The organism is Vibrio fluvialis (assembly GCF_900460245.1).
Lineage (GTDB): Bacteria > Pseudomonadota > Gammaproteobacteria > Enterobacterales > Vibrionaceae > Vibrio > Vibrio fluvialis.
Window position 1 is genome coordinate 1549921 of sequence record NZ_UHIP01000001.1, and the last position, 17191, is coordinate 1567111.

Annotated in this window: 14 protein-coding genes; 8 read left to right on the forward strand and 6 right to left on the reverse strand. The window is 48.2% G+C overall.

Going from position 1 to position 17191, the window contains the following annotated elements; translation table 11 throughout:
* Window positions 1-831: an HDOD domain-containing protein gene (locus DYA43_RS07330; RefSeq protein WP_020331101.1), complete on the forward strand. Its 831-nt coding sequence runs from the start codon at window positions 1-3 to the stop codon at window positions 829-831.
* A gap of 56 nt (window positions 832-887) precedes the next feature.
* Here the strand turns inward: DYA43_RS07330 and prc are convergent, their stop codons facing one another.
* From prc to msrC, 3 genes are all read right to left on the reverse strand, one after another.
* Complete coding sequence (gene prc / locus DYA43_RS07335) at window positions 888-2888, reverse strand: carboxy terminal-processing peptidase (protein WP_020331102.1); 2001 nt, start codon at window positions 2886-2888, stop codon at window positions 888-890.
* 17 nt (window positions 2889-2905) lie between these two features.
* Window positions 2906-3535: an RNA chaperone ProQ gene (proQ, locus tag DYA43_RS07340; RefSeq protein WP_020331103.1), complete on the reverse strand. Its 630-nt coding sequence runs from the start codon at window positions 3533-3535 to the stop codon at window positions 2906-2908.
* A 100-nt stretch (window positions 3536-3635) separates the two neighbouring features.
* Window positions 3636-4109, reverse strand: a complete 474-nt coding sequence (gene msrC, locus DYA43_RS07345) for a free L-methionine (R)-S-oxide reductase MsrC (RefSeq protein WP_020331104.1) — start codon at window positions 4107-4109, stop codon at window positions 3636-3638.
* An 88-nt stretch (window positions 4110-4197) separates the two neighbouring features.
* Here msrC and DYA43_RS07350 point away from each other — a divergent pair, with 88 nt between their 5' ends.
* The 4 genes from DYA43_RS07350 (at window position 4198) to rsmF (ending at window position 11465) form a co-directional block, all read left to right on the forward strand.
* Complete coding sequence (locus tag DYA43_RS07350) at window positions 4198-5994, forward strand: ABC transporter ATP-binding protein (protein WP_061056536.1); 1797 nt, start codon at window positions 4198-4200, stop codon at window positions 5992-5994.
* A gap of 39 nt (window positions 5995-6033) precedes the next feature.
* Window positions 6034-7290 (forward strand): paraquat-inducible protein A, encoded by a 1257-nt coding sequence (locus DYA43_RS07355; protein WP_020432238.1) that lies wholly within the window; start codon window positions 6034-6036, stop codon window positions 7288-7290.
* Window positions 7283-9919, forward strand: a complete 2637-nt coding sequence (locus DYA43_RS07360; protein ID WP_061056537.1) for an MlaD family protein — start codon at window positions 7283-7285, stop codon at window positions 9917-9919. Before DYA43_RS07355 ends, DYA43_RS07360 begins: the two co-directional genes overlap by 8 nt.
* 121 nt (window positions 9920-10040) lie before the next feature.
* Complete coding sequence (rsmF, locus tag DYA43_RS07365) at window positions 10041-11465, forward strand: 16S rRNA (cytosine(1407)-C(5))-methyltransferase RsmF (protein ID WP_024374267.1); 1425 nt, start codon at window positions 10041-10043, stop codon at window positions 11463-11465.
* Window positions 11466-11630: 165 nt separating this feature from the next.
* On the opposite strand, the gene DYA43_RS07370 is transcribed toward rsmF, so the two are convergent.
* Entirely contained in the window at window positions 11631-12467 is an 837-nt protein-coding gene (locus tag DYA43_RS07370; RefSeq protein ID WP_032080168.1) for a CvfB family protein, read from the reverse strand.
* A gap of 102 nt (window positions 12468-12569) precedes the next feature.
* Between DYA43_RS07370 and DYA43_RS07375 the strand changes: the two genes are divergently transcribed.
* Window positions 12570-13919 (forward strand): hypothetical protein, encoded by a 1350-nt coding sequence (locus DYA43_RS07375; RefSeq protein ID WP_024374830.1) that lies wholly within the window; start codon window positions 12570-12572, stop codon window positions 13917-13919.
* Here DYA43_RS07375 and DYA43_RS07380 read toward each other — a convergent pair.
* The gene (locus DYA43_RS07380; RefSeq protein ID WP_020331111.1) at window positions 13916-14395 is read right to left on the reverse strand and encodes a PaaI family thioesterase; all 480 of its coding nucleotides are present in this window, start codon (window positions 14393-14395) and stop codon (window positions 13916-13918) included. The genes DYA43_RS07375 and DYA43_RS07380 overlap by 4 nt on opposite strands.
* 122 nt (window positions 14396-14517) lie before the next feature.
* Complete coding sequence (locus DYA43_RS07385; protein ID WP_061056538.1) at window positions 14518-15405, reverse strand: putative PEP-binding protein; 888 nt, start codon at window positions 15403-15405, stop codon at window positions 14518-14520.
* 205 nt (window positions 15406-15610) lie between these two features.
* On the opposite strand from DYA43_RS07385, the gene DYA43_RS07390 reads away from it, so the two are divergent.
* On the forward strand, window positions 15611-16669 hold the full coding sequence (locus DYA43_RS07390) for a 3-deoxy-7-phosphoheptulonate synthase (RefSeq protein ID WP_020331113.1): 1059 nt from the start codon (window positions 15611-15613) through the stop codon (window positions 16667-16669).
* 19 nt (window positions 16670-16688) lie between these two features.
* Window positions 16689-17171 (forward strand): YajQ family cyclic di-GMP-binding protein, encoded by a 483-nt coding sequence (locus DYA43_RS07395; RefSeq protein WP_020331114.1) that lies wholly within the window; start codon window positions 16689-16691, stop codon window positions 17169-17171.
* The last annotated feature ends 20 nt before the right edge of the window (window positions 17172-17191 follow it).

Genomic DNA, 17191 nt, shown 5'->3' on the forward strand with positions numbered 1-17191 from the left:
ATGAGTCAGGTGGCACTAATTTCTCGTTTAAACGAACTTCCCCGCATTCAAAGTCTGCTGCACGAATTACTTGAAATGGTGAATCAGGACGATGTCGATTTTCACCAACTCGCCCATAAAATTGAAATGGATCAGGTACTCAGCGCTCGCTTGTTACGTATGGCGAACTCTGCACATTTTGGCGGCAACAAAACCATTGCAACCGTCAATGATGCCTTGATTCGAGTGGGAACGGGGCCAGTCAGAACTCTGGTCGTAGCGTCCGTGCTGTCGAGCGCTTTCCCGCATATCACGACACTGGATATGGAAAAGTATTGGACAGACACCTTTGAAGTATCGGTGATTTCAAGCAAGCTTGCAGCGGAAGTCGGTATGGACACGAACGAAGTATTCACCACTGGCATTCTGCACAACATCGGCGAGCTGATGATTCATACGCTGGTTCCGGAACAGGCCATGGTTATTAATCAAAGAATTGAGTTAGGAGAAGAGCCTTTCTCTGTTCAGGAAGAGTTATTGGATGTCTCCTCTCCGACCTTGGGTGCACGGCTTGCACGCAGTTGGAAATTTCCGGAAGAGATGGCCGATGCCATTGAACATTTCAACGAACCGAGAGAGGCCGAGGTATCACCCAAACTGGCAACGATTCTGCACTTTGCGCGATCCATCAACGAACGTTGGGATTTGTTTCAGCAAGAGTTGGATAAAGCAAACTTTCTTGCCGAACATCCGGATTCACGACTACTCAGAGTATCGGCCAGTTTCGCGGCAACGATTGATCGTATTCGCGGCAATGGCCGCGATATCGCGATGCAAATGGTGCATGTCTAATAAAACTCAACGGACAAAAAAAGCGGGCTTAAAGCCCGCTTTTCATCATTTGCATCTTACGATTGCTTGATCATGTCCACCATGATGGCGACCGATTCATCCAGATAAGCATCTGGTGCTTCGTAATCTTTTGGCACATCTTGCAACGTCTTAAACTCTTTCTTGCCCATCGCTTTCTGACGAGTATTGATACGATCTAAGCGTTCCTGATCAGATTTCTCACTCTGAGCTTTACGTACTTTCTCATTTAAAGACAGGTAGTTATCGTCTTTCTCTGCTTTGTACTTCGCAATATCCTGCTGGATAAAGCTAAACTCCATATCCTTAGCGATGCGCGTCTGATGTTCCGCACTCAGTGCCGTGATCATCTTGTGAAAATCATGCAGCTTTTCATACTTCGCTTTATCGATACTGTCCCAAGGCAGCGCATTCGATTCCATACTTTCACCCGTTTCAGCAGCATCAACCGCTGTCGGGAAAGCAATATCCGGAATGACACCTTTGTTCTGAGTACTGCCGCCATCAATACGGTAGAACTTTTGAATGGTGTACTGTACGTAACCCAGCTCTTTATCAAACAGATCGTAAATATGATTTAACGAGCGATGTTGTTGAACCGTACCTTTACCAAATGAGTTTTCACCCAAAATGATCGCACGGCCATAATCTTGCATTGCTGCGGCAAAAATTTCAGACGCTGAAGCACTGTAGCGGTTGATCAGAACGGTCATCGGGCCGCTGTAACTCACCTTGCCGTCCGTATCGCTGTTCACATTCACTCGGCCGTAGCTGTCTCGAACCTGAACTACCGGACCACTGGTAATAAACAGACCAGATAACGCTGTTGCTTCTGTCAGCGCGCCGCCACCGTTATTACGCAGATCCACGATGATGCCATCTACATTCTTTGCTTTCAGCTCAGTGATCAGCTTGTCAGTATCTTGAGACAGACCAACATAGAAACTCGGGACTTCAAGCACGCCGATTTTCTTGCCATCTTTTTCAATGATCTCTGACTTAACTGCGCGGTCTTCCAGACGAATCTTGTCACGTACAATTGTGACAACGTGACTTTTTGCATCTTTGCCGTCAGGCAGAACCTGCAGCTTCACTTTGGTCCCTTTCGGTCCCTTAATCAGCTGTACAACATCGTCCAAACGCCAGCCAATGACATCGACAATATCTTCACCGTCTTGGCCCACACCGATAATGCGGTCACCCTCACCCAACTGTTTGCTGTTCGAAGCCGGACCACCGGCTACCAGTGAACGAATTACGGTGTAGTCGTCCGTCATCTGCAGCACAGCACCAATACCTTCCAGTGAAAGATTCATCTCAGACTGGAACTGCTCGGCATTGCGAGGTGATAAGTAGCTGGTGTGCGGGTCAATCTGACGTGCAAACGCATTCATGTAAAGTTGGAATACATCTTCACTGTGCGTTTGAGTTAGGCGTTTAATCGCATTGTTGTAACGTTTCGCCAGCGTTTCTTTGATTTCCGGCCACTCTTTACCCGCCAGCTTGAGGTTCAGCGCGTCGTATTTAACGCGTTTACGCCACAACTCATCGACTTCAGCCTGATCTTTTGGCCACGCCGCTTTTGAACGGTCAAGCTCAATCGATTCATCGGTATCAAAGGTGATTTCGTGGTCCAATAAAGACAGCGCATATTGAAAACGGTCAAAACGCTTTTCCATCGACAGGTTATACAAATCAAAGGCGATTTGGTTATTGCCTACCTTGAGTTGGTCATCAAGTTGAACTGACCAGTCTTTGAAAGAATCGATGTCAGCCTGAGTAAACAGGTTGCGATTGTAGTCCAGCATTTCGATATAACGTTCAAAAATCGCTTGGGAAAACTGATCGTCGAGATTGAAATGTTTGTAATGAGAACGAGTAAAACGAGACGTAACGCGTTTGCTCGCGGTTTCATGCTGAACTTCAGGGGAAAGAAGAGGAAGATCCTCTTTGTGGATATTGGCTTCGAGAGCCTGAACTGAAAAGGCTGCTAGCCAAAGGCTAGCAGCAATCAGAGATAATTTTGAACGGCATTTCATGCGTAGGAATTTCTCCTTTATGCGCGCAAGTGCTCCGCTTTCACAACCATTTGCAGGCCGTTGCCGAGTTGAACACGCACATCTTCCTTATTGATTTCAACGATGGTCGCAGCCATGTTGCCTTTGCCCATGTTCACGTTCACTTCTTTGCCAACATTCAGTTCATCAGCTGTCAGAGCACGTGTTTCTACAGGCTTTTTATCCGCTTTTGGTGCCGCTTTTTGCTGAGGACGGCGAGCTTGAGGCTTTTTCGCTGCCTTCGGCTTCGCTTTTGCGTCTTCACGCACCTTTTTTCCTTGCTCTTTACGACGGGCGTCTACACGAGCTTTGCTCTCTGCCAACGCCGCTTTTGCGTGTTCTACATGTTGCTCTTCCAATACACCACATGCATTACCATCTAGATCGACACGAACCGCACCAGCTTTAACACCGTGCAGGTAACGCCAAGACGAAGTGTACTGTCTTAGTGCTGCACGAAGTTGAGTTTTGCTTACTTTAGAGTCTTCACTTAGGCGCTCAGCAAGATCTTGAAAGATACCAATTTTTAGAGGCTTAGCCTCACCTTCTAAAGTAAAGCAGTTAGGGAAACATTCAGCAATGTACGCAATCACTTCTTTGCTGTTTTTTAACTTTTCAGTGTTTTCCATGAGGATTCCTGGTTGATGCGGCTGGTCCGCGAAGCATTAAGTATAAATATGTTCGGTATTATAGTGACCTGACTACGAAAAACCACAGGCAAAGACCAATTTATGCCTTGTTCGCGTGTGAATTAAGCAGCTTTTCTACTTCAGTCATCAAAAACGTGAGTCCTTCTTCGTCAGTTTCTGAAAAACGGCCAACACTTGGGCTGTCAATATCTAACACGCCTGCAACTTCACCGTTGATAGAAAACGGAATCACGATCTCAGAGTTACTTGCCGCATCACAGGCAATATGACCTTCGAACTCATGGACGTCATAAACACGTTGAACAGAATTGGTGGCAACCGCAGTACCACATACACCACGTCCGACAGGAATGCGCACACACGCAGGTTTACCCTGGAACGGACCAAGTACCAACTCACCATCACGCATCAGATAGAAACCTACCCAGTTCAGGTCTTCTAACTCCATGTTGAGCAGTGCGCTTAAGTTCGACAAGTTTGCGATCATATCCGGTTCAGACTCTAATAACGCAACAGCTTGCTTGGTTAAGCGGTGGTAATGTTCTATTTTCATATTAACTTCCAATTGAAAAATAACGACTTCACTAAAGGTTCTACGTACAATGGCACCCAGAAGTTAAATAGGATGCATTCTCATTATAATGACGTATACCAGTGACACTATTAGCCGTTCTTGGCTCATAACTCAAGTTAAAAAACATAAGTCTAAGTTGTTGTACGCTAATGCGATTGCGATCGCTGCAACTTTAATCAGTGTACCCATCCCGCTACTTATGCCACTGATGGTTGATGAGGTTCTTCTCAATAAGCCAGGCACAGGTCTGGCGGTCATGAACAAGTGGCTCCCATCCGACTGGCAAACGCCAACCGGTTACATCATGTTTACCCTGCTGCTGGTGGTACTGATGCGTGCGGCCAGCCAACTACTCAATATCGTGCAGAACCGGCAGTTTACTCTGGTTTCCAAAACCATCACTTTCCAAATGCGCAGCAAGATGATTGATAAATTGGGGCGCATCAGCATAAAGCAATATGAAACCCGAGGAAGCGGCGGGATTAACGCCCATTTAATTACCGATATCGAGACGATCGATCAATTCATCGGCACGACATTAAGTAAGTTCCTCATCAGTTTCCTCACCGTCATTGGCACCGCGATCGTTTTGCTGTGGCTCGAATGGCGGTTAGGTATGTTTATTTTGCTGGTCAACCCGATTGTGATTTATTTTTCTCGCAAGCTCGGTAGCAAGGTCAAACACCTCAAGAAACGAGAGAATCAGGCCTTTGAACGTTTCCAAAATCGTCTGGTCGAAACGCTGGATGGCATTTATCAGTTGCGCGCGGCGAACAAAGAGCGGGAATTTCTCGCCCAACTGACCTCGCATGCAGACGAAGTTCGCAACCACGCTGACAAATATGCCTGGCAATCGGAGGCCGCTGGCCGTCTGTCCTTCTTATTATTTCTGCTGGGCTTTGAACTCTTTCGCGCCGTCGCGATGCTGATGGTAGTTTTCAGCGACTTAACTATTGGCCAGATATTCGCAGTGTTCGGATACTTATGGTTTATGCTCAGTCCGGTTCAGGAACTGCTCGGCATTCAGTTTTCCTGGTACAGCGCCAAAGCGGCCCTCACCCGCATCAACGAGTTGCTTCAGCTAGAAGAAGAACATCGTCCGCCCAGTAAGGTCAATCCGTTTACCGATGATCGCGAAGTGGAAGTGTCAATTTCGCACGTTAACTTCTCTTACGACGGCGAACACAAAGTGTTAGATGATCTGTCACTTGAGATCCCGGCTGGTAAAAAGGTCGCATTAGTGGGTGCCAGTGGCGGCGGCAAATCCACCCTGATTCAATTGCTGATTGGCGTATACCGGGCAAATTCCGGAGAGATTCGCTACAACGGAGAGACCTGCGATGACATCAGCTTTGATGTGATTCGAAGCCAGATAGCCGTGGTATTACAACAACCTGTACTTTTCAATGACACTTTAAGGCATAATCTCACCCTCGGAAGCGATTATGACGAGCTGTCATTGTGGCGTGCGTTAGATATCGCGCAGATGCAGGACGTGATCACTAAACTGAATCTGGGCCTCGACACCCAGATCGGACGCAACGGCATTCGTTTATCGGGCGGCCAGCGACAACGCTTAGCGATTGCGCGTATGATTTTGAGCAATCCGAAATTTGTGATTTTGGATGAAGCGACCTCAGCGCTCGACACCGCCACCGAAGCGGCATTACATAAAGCGTTAACAGAGTTTCTGCACGGAAGAACAACACTGATCGTGGCGCATCGTCTGTCAGCAGTAAAACAAGCCGATTTGATTTACGTGCTGGAAGATGGTCATGTCAGTCAATCCGGCACTCACGGAGAGCTGGTTGAACAAGAAGGTTTGTATCAAACATTGTATGGTTCAATACAATCGCACGCATAACGGTGACAACGTCACCATGTATAATAAGGAAACGCTGCGATGAAAATCAAAGCGTTAAAGCAACATTTAACTGACAGCGGCTCTGTTCGCTTGTGTCAGGGATGCGAGCTGCCCGTTGATGTCATCTCGGTCGAACGAGGGAAAAGTGCTTATTGTCCGCGTTGCGGCACTCAGCTGTACCGCGGCGGCAGCCCTTCGTTATCCGGCAACTTAGCCGTTGCGATTACTTGTTTGTTACTGTTTATTCCGTCGCAGTTTTTCGATTTCATCAGTATTCGCCTGGTCGGTGTTATGATCCCGGCCTCATTGCCTGCCGGCATCATCGCATTAAGTAATGAAGGTTACTTCGCCCTCGCCTTATTGGTTTTCTTCTGCAGTACGCTGGCGCCGTTTCTCGTCTGTGGTTCGGTCGTGGTAGCCCATATATCGCTTCACCATCGTTGGTTTACCGGGCTTCGTTACTCGCTGACCCTGATACAGAAACTCAAATCATGGGCGATGATGGATGTGTTCCTGGTCAGCGTGGCTGTTTCTTGTTTCAAACTCAAAGACTATTCCGATGTGTTTATCGGCCCAGCCCTGTATAGCCTGGTGCTGTTGCAGCTGTTTACGGTGCTGCTCATCAGCCGCATCAGCGTGCGCCGCTACTGGGAAGCTTGGAAACCGGAGCGTGATTACGACGCGCACAATAAACAGGTTCACTGCCATAACTGCCATTTATCTCAGGAAGAAGGGGCTCGTTGCACTCGTTGCCATCACAAACTTTACCATCGCAAGCCACAGTCGATTGAACGTACTTGGGCGTATGTGATAGCGGCCAGCGTGGCCATTTTCCCCGCCAATATCATCCCGATTTCAATCCTGATCACCAATGGCCAGCGTTTGGAAGACACCATTTTTTCCGGTGTTGCCTCATTGGTGAACAGCGGCATGATCGGCATTGCTATTATTATTTTCGTTGCCAGTATTGTCGTCCCGGTAGCGAAAATTCTCGGCCTCATCTATTTATTGCTGGCGATACGCTTTAAGCGGCAGGTTTACCACCGCCAGAGAATGTTCATTTTTTATGTGATTAAATGGATTGGCAAATGGTCCGTCATGGATCTGTTTGTCATCTCCATCATGCTGACTTTGGTCGATCGCGGCCAGATTCTTGATTTTACGCCCGGGTATGGCGCCGTTGCTTTTGGTATGGTCGTCGTATTGACGATGCTCGCCGCAGAAAGCCTCGACCCTCGTCTGATATGGGATAACTATCCGGGTGCCGTTTCGAAGAACGAGTCTGATAATGAGTAACGAACCAACAAAACAAAAAGCCTACTCGCCGGACGTAAGGCGTAATAAGGGCATTTCACCGTTATGGATTTTGCCGATTCTGACCATGATTCTGGCCGGATGGCTGGTGGTTAAAGCCATTCACGACGCAGGCGATCGCATACAGATCTACTTCTCCGATGCGCAAGGCCTGGTCGCGGGCCGTACCACCATTCGCTATCAAGGTCTGGAAGTGGGTATGGTCAGAGACATTAAACTCTCCTCCGATCTTAACAGCATCTATGTGGAAGCCGATGTCTACCCCGAAGCTACTCGCCTGCTCTCTGCCGATACGCGATTCTGGCTGGTCAAACCGACCGCCAGTCTGTCCGGAGTTTCCGGTCTTGATGCGCTGGTGTCAGGTAACTACATCGCAATTCAACCTGGCAGCAACATTGATGGACAAAGTGATCATCCCGATGAATATCATGCTTTAGACTCTGCACCCTCGGATCTGCTGGCCAACAGCGGGCTGACCATTTCCCTGAAAGCCAGCGATCTCGGCGGTATTTCTATCGGCTCTCAAATCGTCTACAAGAAAATCCCGATTGGTGAAGTCTACAGTTATCAGCTCGATGAAAGTGCAAAATCCGTCATCATTCAAGCCTCCATCAAGAACGAATATCGCCACATCATTACCAGCGAAAGCCGCTTCTGGAACGTCAGTGGCGTTGGAACCACGGTTGGTTTTGATGGCATCGATGTACGTCTGGAAAGCCTGAGCGCTCTGATTGGTGGCTCAATTGCGGTCGATTCCCCCGATGGTGGTGAACCCGTCGAACAGAATACCCAGTTCCGGCTCTATCGCGATTTAAAAACTGCAGGCCGCGGTATTCCGGTCAAAATTGATCTGCCGGATAACAACAACATTAATCCGTCAGGTGCGCCGATCATTTATCGCGGAATTGAAATCGGTCAAATCACTAACCTTCAACTCAACAACGACAAAATTGTCGCATCAGCGGCAGTTCAGCCTGCGTTCAGTGATTTGCTGAATTCAGGCAGCCATTTTGTCCTCGAAGAAGCTAAAGTATCGCTGACTGGCGTAGAAAACCTCGCTAATTTGGTGAAAGGCAATTTTCTTACTCTGGTGCCAGGCGAAGGCGACCGTGCGCGTCATTTTACCGCCGTGCGCAAAGCTGAATTTAGCCAGGAGCAGTCACGCTCAGTCGCGCTAAAACTGATTGCTGAAAGTTCATTTGGCTTGGAAAAAGACGCACAGATCCTCTATCGCGGTGTCGCCGTCGGCTCGGTAACCGCCGTGAAGCTTGCCGCTGATAAGGTGGAATTTGATGTGCTGATTGACAAGCAGTACGCCTCGCTTGTTCGATCGCAAAGCCGTTTTTACGTGACAGGTTCCGCCAGTGCTGCATTGACAGAATCTGGCCTGAGCGTTTCGATTCCACCGGCCAAACAGTTGTTAACCGGCTCAATCAGTTTTGTCAGCGAAGGCAGTGAGAAGACGCAGCAATCTTACCGCCTGTATCAGAATCAATCTTTGGCTGAAATCGCCAAGTACAATCAGTCTGGTTCACAAACCCTGCAATTATTCGCGCCAGAACTGCCCCCGGTGAACGCTGGCAGCCCGTTGTTGTACCGCAATCTTAAAGTCGGCACGGTATCCAGCTTCAAGCTGACACAAAGCGGTGTTGTGATTGAGGCAAAAATTGAGAATCAGTACAAGCACTTGATTACATCACAAACCGTGTTTTGGAGCCGATCCGGCGTTGAAGTGAACGCATCTTTGTCCGGCGTCAGTATCAAAGCTGCTCCCCTGCAAACCCTGATTCAGGGCGGCATAGAGTTCGACAACATCAACGGCGTCGAAAACAAACAGGGTGAACTATGGAAGCTCTACCCGGATTATCAACAAGCGCAAAAATATGGTGAAGAGATCATGCTGGTCGCCCAAGGCAATACTGGCATTACCATCGGAACACCAATCAAATACAACGGTGTTCAGGTGGGCGAAATCACCGACGTGCTGCCGGATTTTTCCTCACCACAAGTGCGCTTCAAAGCCCGGATTCAACCGACCTACGCGCCCTATATCACTAAAGCGGGATCCGTATTCTGGCTAGCGGAAGCGAAGGTAGGACTCAAAGGCGTCTCCAACTTGCAGAATCTGATTTCAAAGGCGATTGAAGTGAAACCGGGCAGCGGCAAAGCGACCAAACAGTTTACGCTGTCTGCTATGCCCTATCAGGCAAAAGGCATCACCTTTAGCCTGCAAAGCGAGACCCGAGGTTCAATTGATGTGGGTACGCCTGTACTTTACCGCGACATCGAAGTCGGCCGCGTAACGGATGTTCGCCTGGGCAACTTTGCGGATCGCGTCATCTCCACTATCGAAATTGAGTCGAAGTACGCTTATCTGGTGCGTGAGAATAGCCTGTTCTGGAATACTTCCGGCTTAGACGTTTCTATCGGCCTGAGTGGTGCCAATGTCAAAGCCGGCACGCTAGACAGTATTGTGCGCGGCGGGATTACCTTTGCCACCCCAGAGCAAAAACAGCTGACTGCTGCCGCCAAAGCGGGTCAATCGTTCTACCTCTATCCGACCCCTCAGGAAGAGTGGAAAAAATGGCGAACTGCCATTCCTAAGCCCTGACGATATGAGCTAAAAAAGGCAGCCTGATGGCTGCCTTTTTATATCCAGCGTCTCTGTAACTTCAAGTACGGCAATGATAGGTATATAATTCCGCCCCAAAATCCAAGACTGAGACACCATTTTGCATTCGAATATCTCTCTCCCAGAAGAATTTCTTACTACGATCGCTGATATCCTTCCGGCATCCCTCAACATGGAAGATTTTATCGCAGCTTGCCAGCGACCACTGCGCAAAAGTGTTCGCGTCAACACGTTAAAAATCAGTGTGGAAGAGTTTCAGCAACGCGCCAGTGAGAAAGGATGGGCATTGGAGCCTGTGCCGTGGTGCGAAACCGGATTCTGGATCGAAGCCGATGAAAGCGAAGTGCCACTTGGCAACACCGCCGAACACATGGCTGGTCTGTTCTACATTCAGGAAGCCAGTTCCATGATGCCAGTTTCAGCACTGTTTATGGATGAAGCAGACGCTTTCCACTCAGTACTGGATATGGCGGCAGCACCGGGGTCCAAAACTACTCAGATGGCTGCGCTAATGCACAACCAGGGGGTTCTGGTCGCGAACGAATTCTCAGCCAGTCGCGTAAAAGTGCTGCATGCCAACATCGAACGCTGTGGTATTCGCAATGCAGCGCTGAGTAATTTTGATGGCCGAGTCTTCGGCGGATGGTTACCGGAACAGTTCGATGCCGTATTGATTGACGCGCCCTGCTCTGGCGAAGGCACGATCCGTAAGGATCCGGATGCCATGAAAAACTGGAGCAAAGAGTCTGTATTATCGATTGCAGATACGCAGAAAGACTTGATTGAAAGTGCTTTTCAGGCACTGAAGGTCGGCGGTGTCTTGGTGTATTCAACCTGTACATTGAGTTGTGAAGAGAACCAGCAAGTGTGCTGGCACTTGAAAAACACCTACGGCGATGCGGTGAGTTTTGAGCGCCTCGACTCTCTGTTCACCGATGCCGACAAAGCCATTACTGAAGAAGGTTTCCTGCACATTTTCCCTCAGGTTTATGACTGTGAAGGCTTCTTTGTGGCACGTATGCGTAAACTTGCCGCCGTTGCGGCTCCACCAGTCAAAAAACGTTTGGGCAAGTTCCCGTTCGAGAAAGCGAGCAACAAGATCCAAGCCGATGTGGAGAAACAGCTGCAAACCACTCTGGGTATCTCCCTACCTGCTGACAGCAGCATCTGGCTTCGAGACGGCGATGTGTGGCTGTTCCCTAATGCGTTGGAACCGATGTTGGGCGAACTGCGCTTTTCCCGAATGGGGATCAAAATCGCCGAAACGCACAAGAAAGGATACCGCTGGCAGCATCAGGTGGCGACCGCGCTAGCTACCGGGCAAGAAACCCGTTGCGTTGAACTTTCGGTTGAAGATGCACGCGAATGGTACATGGGACGAGATGTCCGTCCACAAGGTCAAAGTGGCCAAGGCGAAGTAATTGTTCGTTATGGTAACGATGTGATTGGACTGGGGAAATGGGTGGGCAATCGCGTCAAAAACGGTCTGCCTCGTGAACTGGTCAGAGATAAAAACTTATTCTGAACCGCTAAACGCCAGCATGAAATGCTGGCTGCTTGTCGCGAAAAAATGAGTCTGTACTACACTTAACGTTAAGCAGTCTCAGACTCAGTTCTATTAGCGCAGGCTCTTTGGAGCCATTCCCCTAGGCCCGAAACGCCTTACGTTTCTGGCCTTTTTTTTTGTGGATTATTCAGCCAGGCGAATGCCGTCTTTTTCAATCAGGATTTTGCCCTGTTTGAACAGACCGCCAATGGTCTTCTTAAACGTGCCTTTACTGGTACGGAAAGTTGCGAAAATTGCTTCCGGAGTCGATTTGTCACTCAGTGGCAGGAAGCCACCTTTCTTCTGCAACGTTTCCAGAATTTTCTCGCTCAGATCATCCATCTTCGCTACGCCCACTTTCTGCAGCGCCAGATCGATTTTGCCATCTTCACGAATATTCTTGATGTAACCTTTCAGCTTCTTACCGATGAAGAGCTTACCAAATACATCGGATGGGAAAATCATGCCCCAATGCTGGCCATTGATGATCGCTTTGTAGCCAAGGTCCGAGCGTTCAGCGATGATCAAATCAACCTGTTCATTTTGCGCGTACTTCGCTGGCGTTTTATCCAGCAGTTTGTTGAACTTCGTTGTTCCCACAATACGGCCCGACGCTTTATCGGTGTACACGTAAACCAGAATGTTCTGACCCGCAGCAAAACGCGCACGTTGTTCACTGTAAGGCACAAGCAAATCTTTGTCTTTGATTCCCCAGTTGACGAAAGCACCCGTGGTGTTAACGCCTTCAATTTTCATCAGGCCCCATTCACCCACTTTGGCGATTGGCGTTTCTGTCGTTGCCGCCAGTTGGTTTTCTGAATCAAAGTACAGGAACACATCAACAAAGTGTCCCAGTTCCACACCTTCTGGTGCAAATCGTTTTGGCAGTAACGTCGTACCAAACTCCCCGGCGTCCAGGAAGACACCAAAATCGGTAATTTTTACGACTTCTAGATTGTTAATCTGACCAACGTTAATCATTTAAAACTGTCTCACATCAAATTTGCAGAGATTATACGTGATCTCTGTTATGCTTTCCCCCATTCAACAGAGAAAATTAAGCAATTTTTTCAGGAGTTTTCGTTGATCACTGTCGATAAGCAAGATGCCGTCACCCTAAAGATTTCGTCGGAGATGTCCGACAGTAAAAAGCTCGATCTTGATATGTATCTGTTTATCCCCGGGGAGTTGGGACTGACACCGGAAGTGATATCAGAGTCTGAGTTTTTTTACAGTTCTATCCATCAAAAGCGTTCCTATTACAGTGACCAGATTCTGTTGCCACTGGTGCACAGCCGACTGGCGCAGCGCGGCCGACTCTCTTCTACCCAATACCGGGTCAGCTTAAGTTTGTTTGCTTATCAATACGTTATTGCACTCGACAAGGCCGTCAATCAGCTCAACAACACGAGTGACAGCGTCACCTCTGAAGAAGTGGATACGGTTATAGAGTTGGCTTTGGATATTCTCAAGCGCCTGCGCAGAACAATCCCTTATGAAGAAACGCTTAAACGTTACTACGCCAACATCGACAACTACCTTTCGTGGTACACCGAGCAGAAGTTCCTTTCGATGGTGTCGAACCTCACACGCGATAACGAATATAAAACCATCAAAGAACGCTTGATCACGCTGGTGGAAAAAGAACAGGCACATCGTGCCTTGAACCACTATAACTCAGATAAAGCCGATAACGACATCACCAGACTCAGCAACAAAATGCGTCTGCTGCGCCGTCTGATTGAGCACCCAATCATTCTCAACGAGAAAATCACCTCCCTCGGCAAAAATATGAAACGGGCCGTGAAAGGGATTGCGACCGGTTTGGTCATGGTGGTGGTGACCATCACGGCAATTTCCGCACGTGACTACTGGGGCGAGATCACCGCTTCTTTCATCATCGCGATGTCATTTATTTATGCATTGCGGGAAATTTTTAAAGATGACCTGCGCGACATGTTGTGGCGCTGGATCCGCAAGGGCAAACCAAAGTGGCGCCGTCGCTATTTCGATCCCAGTACGGGTAAGCAAGTCGGTCAGAAAGATGAATGGTTGGATTATAAAAGCCTGAGCAATTTACCCGACAGCATTCAGAACATTCGAAAGAAGCGTGTTGTGCAGCGCGAAGAGCAGATTCTCCATTACCGCTCAGAAACCGAGATGACCACATCGCGATTTATGAGTGGCTATGAAGCCACTCGCGAAAGCATGTTGATTGATCTTCGGACTTTAACCCGCTTGATGGATAAAGGCTCAAACCGGATTTATCAGCTCAATAACGGACAAGTCAGCCGCGAATCGGTAGAAAAGCGTCACTTGATTAATCTGATCGTTAAAGAGAAAAATCACAAAAGTAAACCACGCTATTACCGTTGGAAAATCGTGCTAAACCGAAGCAAGATCGTGGATATCGAATCCATCGACCTGAGTTAACGCTTCGAGCATTTCAGCGACAGCGTGAGCCAGAATTCCGCCATCGGTTCATCACCATGCAGTGATGGGCAAGTGGCGGTAATTTTTACCGCTTTGTTTACCCGCTCCCCGGTTTGAATGGTTTCATCGAGCATCGCATCGATGGCCTCACCTTCATCACAATGAAAATACACATCCGCTTCCGGACGTTTTAGAAATTCACCTTTCACCGCTTTGAATGCCAGTGAGACTCGCTCGCCACGCTGTTGCGCTTTCTGCATCGCCATAAAACCACCGGCAACGTCTGCACCGACCGCGAGAACACCAAAATACATGCTATTGAGGTGATTCTTGTTACGACGCTTCAGCGGTATACGGACCACCACCGATTGGTCATTGAGCGTGATGAGTTTTGGCCGGCAATACCAGATGAGTGGAACTTTCATTAAGCCAAAGTAATTAAGGTAAAAATTCGCTTTTGTGAGTGCGGAGAGCATAGGCCAGACCTTATTTTATAGTTGTCAGACCAGTTGACTAGACCGCATTTGAATTGTCAATGAGATGTTACAGAAAACAAGAAGCCAGCCTTCTTATTGGCTGGCTTTTGCATTGCTTAACTTCAGAAGTTGAAGATGGCTTCCGCCTGAGCGTTTTCCAATAAGTAGTTTTGCAGTTTCGGGTACTGTTCAAGTGATTGTGTGACCACTAATACCGGCTTCTTAGCTTGTTGCGCAGCTTTAATCGCAATATCCGCCAGTTGAGTTATCGATTCGCTGTCCGGGTTGTAGAGGTATTCCAGCGACGGGTTCAGCTTGTCGATGCCAAGCGTAAACTGCGCCAACGATTCCCAATCTAAAACAACACCGTCGAAATAGTGCAGCAGGCGATCCGCGACCATAACGCTGGACGGCACATTACAAACGTAAAGTACCTTCAGGCCGTTCAAGCCACGCGGTAAGCCCTGGACTGCCAACCGGTCAATAATCGTGGCTGCATCACTCAGTGTGCGGACAAACGGCACCACAATTTCAATATCCAACCCTTTCGACCGAAGTTGTTTAATCACTTCACACTCAAGTGCAAATGCTGCAGCGTAAGACTCAGAAGCATAACGCGAAACCCCTCTCAACCCCATTGCCGGGTTGACTTCATCAGCCTCCAGAGAGCCGCCCAGCAGAGTCTGATAGCCGTAACTATCGGCACAACTCAAACACACGCGAACCGATTGATGATGCGGTTCAATGGCCTGTTCGATTTGCGTAACCAAGGTTGCAACAAAGTGCTGCTCCAGCGGAATGCCACCTAACATGGCATCCAGTGAACTTTTTTCCAATTCTGACAGTTGGTCTGTGCCACTCACCAAAGCCGGATGATAAAACACACTTTCCGCAATGAGCTCAGAAAGAGAGACAAACAAATAAGAACTCGGTGCTTGTGCCATCGCCTTTGGCAAGGTGTTTCCGAGAGCCAACTGTTCATGAATGGTGGCGTTATGTTCTAAACTCATTACTGCTCCGATTATCATTATGATGTTTATGTCGAAAATACCGAGAGAACTCCAGAAAAACAAGCCAAAAATCAATATTTATGAATTTATTTTGCATAAATTTTCACTTTACACTTTACGAAAAATTCCTTTTTTGCTTAACAGTTTATTCTAGTAGGTAAATTCGTTATCTTTAGGGCCTCGCAATAAAAGGACAGGCTATCCTATGCCATTAAAAACAGATGAATTAAGAACCCAAGCATTGGGCCCAATGCCTACACCGGCAGAACTTAGCCACGCCCATCCCATCACGGATGAAGTTGCAGAACGTATTGCTAACTCTCGACGTCAAATCGAGCGCATTCTGACCGGAGAAGATGACCGCCTGTTGGTGATCGTCGGCCCATGTTCTGTACACGATACCATCGCTGCGATGGATTACGCGCGCCGCTTAAGTGCCATTCAGGATCAATACGCGAACGAGCTGTTTATCGTTATGCGTACTTACTTCGAAAAACCACGTACGGTTGTCGGCTGGAAAGGCCTGATCACAGACCCGAACCTAGACGGTTCTTATGCACTGGAAACGGGCCTGAATAAAGCTCGTCAACTGCTGCTTGATATCAACAAGCTTGGTCTGGCTACCGCGACAGAATTTTTAGATATGATTACGGGTCAGTACATCGCTGACCTGATCACCTGGGGCGCAATTGGTGCACGAACAACCGAATCTCAGATTCACCGCGAAATGGCCTCCGCGCTTTCTTGCCCGGTTGGTTTCAAAAACGGTACCAACGGCAATGTTAAAATCGCCATTGATGCAATTCGCGCATCCAAAGCTTCACACTACTTCTATTCACCAGATAAAAATGGCCGTATGACGGTGTACCGCACCAGCGGAAACCCATTCGGGCACGTCATTCTGCGTGGCGGCGATACCGGACCAAACTTTGATGCCGCGTCGGTTGATGCGGCCTGTGCTAAACTGGCAGAGTTTGATCTTCCAGAGCGTTTGGTGGTGGATTTCAGCCACGCCAACTGCGAAAAGCAACACCGCAAGCAATTGGATGTCGCCAAAGACATTTGTCAGCAGATTGAATCTGGCAGTCACAAAGTGGCGGGCGTCATGGCAGAAAGCTTCATTCTTGAAGGTAATCAGCCGATGCATGATCTGAACAACCTGACTTATGGTCAATCGATCACCGATCCGTGCCTGAGTTGGGAAGATACAGCAACAATGCTTGATATGCTGGCTCAATCGATTAAAGTACGCCGCGCAAGTTAACCATAAGGAAAACATTAAGATGCCTTCTTTTGATATTGTTTCTGAAATCGACGTTGTAGAAGTCCGTAACGCGGTTGATAACTCCAACCGTGAGTTGGCCACTCGTTTCGATTTTCGCAACGTAGAAGCCAGCTTCGAGCTGAAAGAAGAAACAGTAAAATTGGCTGCTGAAGGTGACTTCCAACTGCAACAGCTGATGGACATTCTGCGGAACAACCTGGCGAAACGTGGTGTGGATCCTCGTTCTATGGACGTGAAAGCTTCCGTTCATTCAGGTAAAAACTGGTACAAAGATGTCGTTTTCGTTCAGGGTATCGAAACCGATCTGGCGAAAAAAGTCGTGAAAATGATCAAAGATGCCAAGCTGAAAGTTCAGGCGTCGATTCAAGGCGACAAAGTGCGTGTAACTGGTAAAAAACGCGATGATCTACAAACAGTCATCGCTCTGCTACGTGACAGTGACTTGGAACAACCATTCCAATACAATAACTTCCGCGACTGATTACATCGCCACGAAGTAAA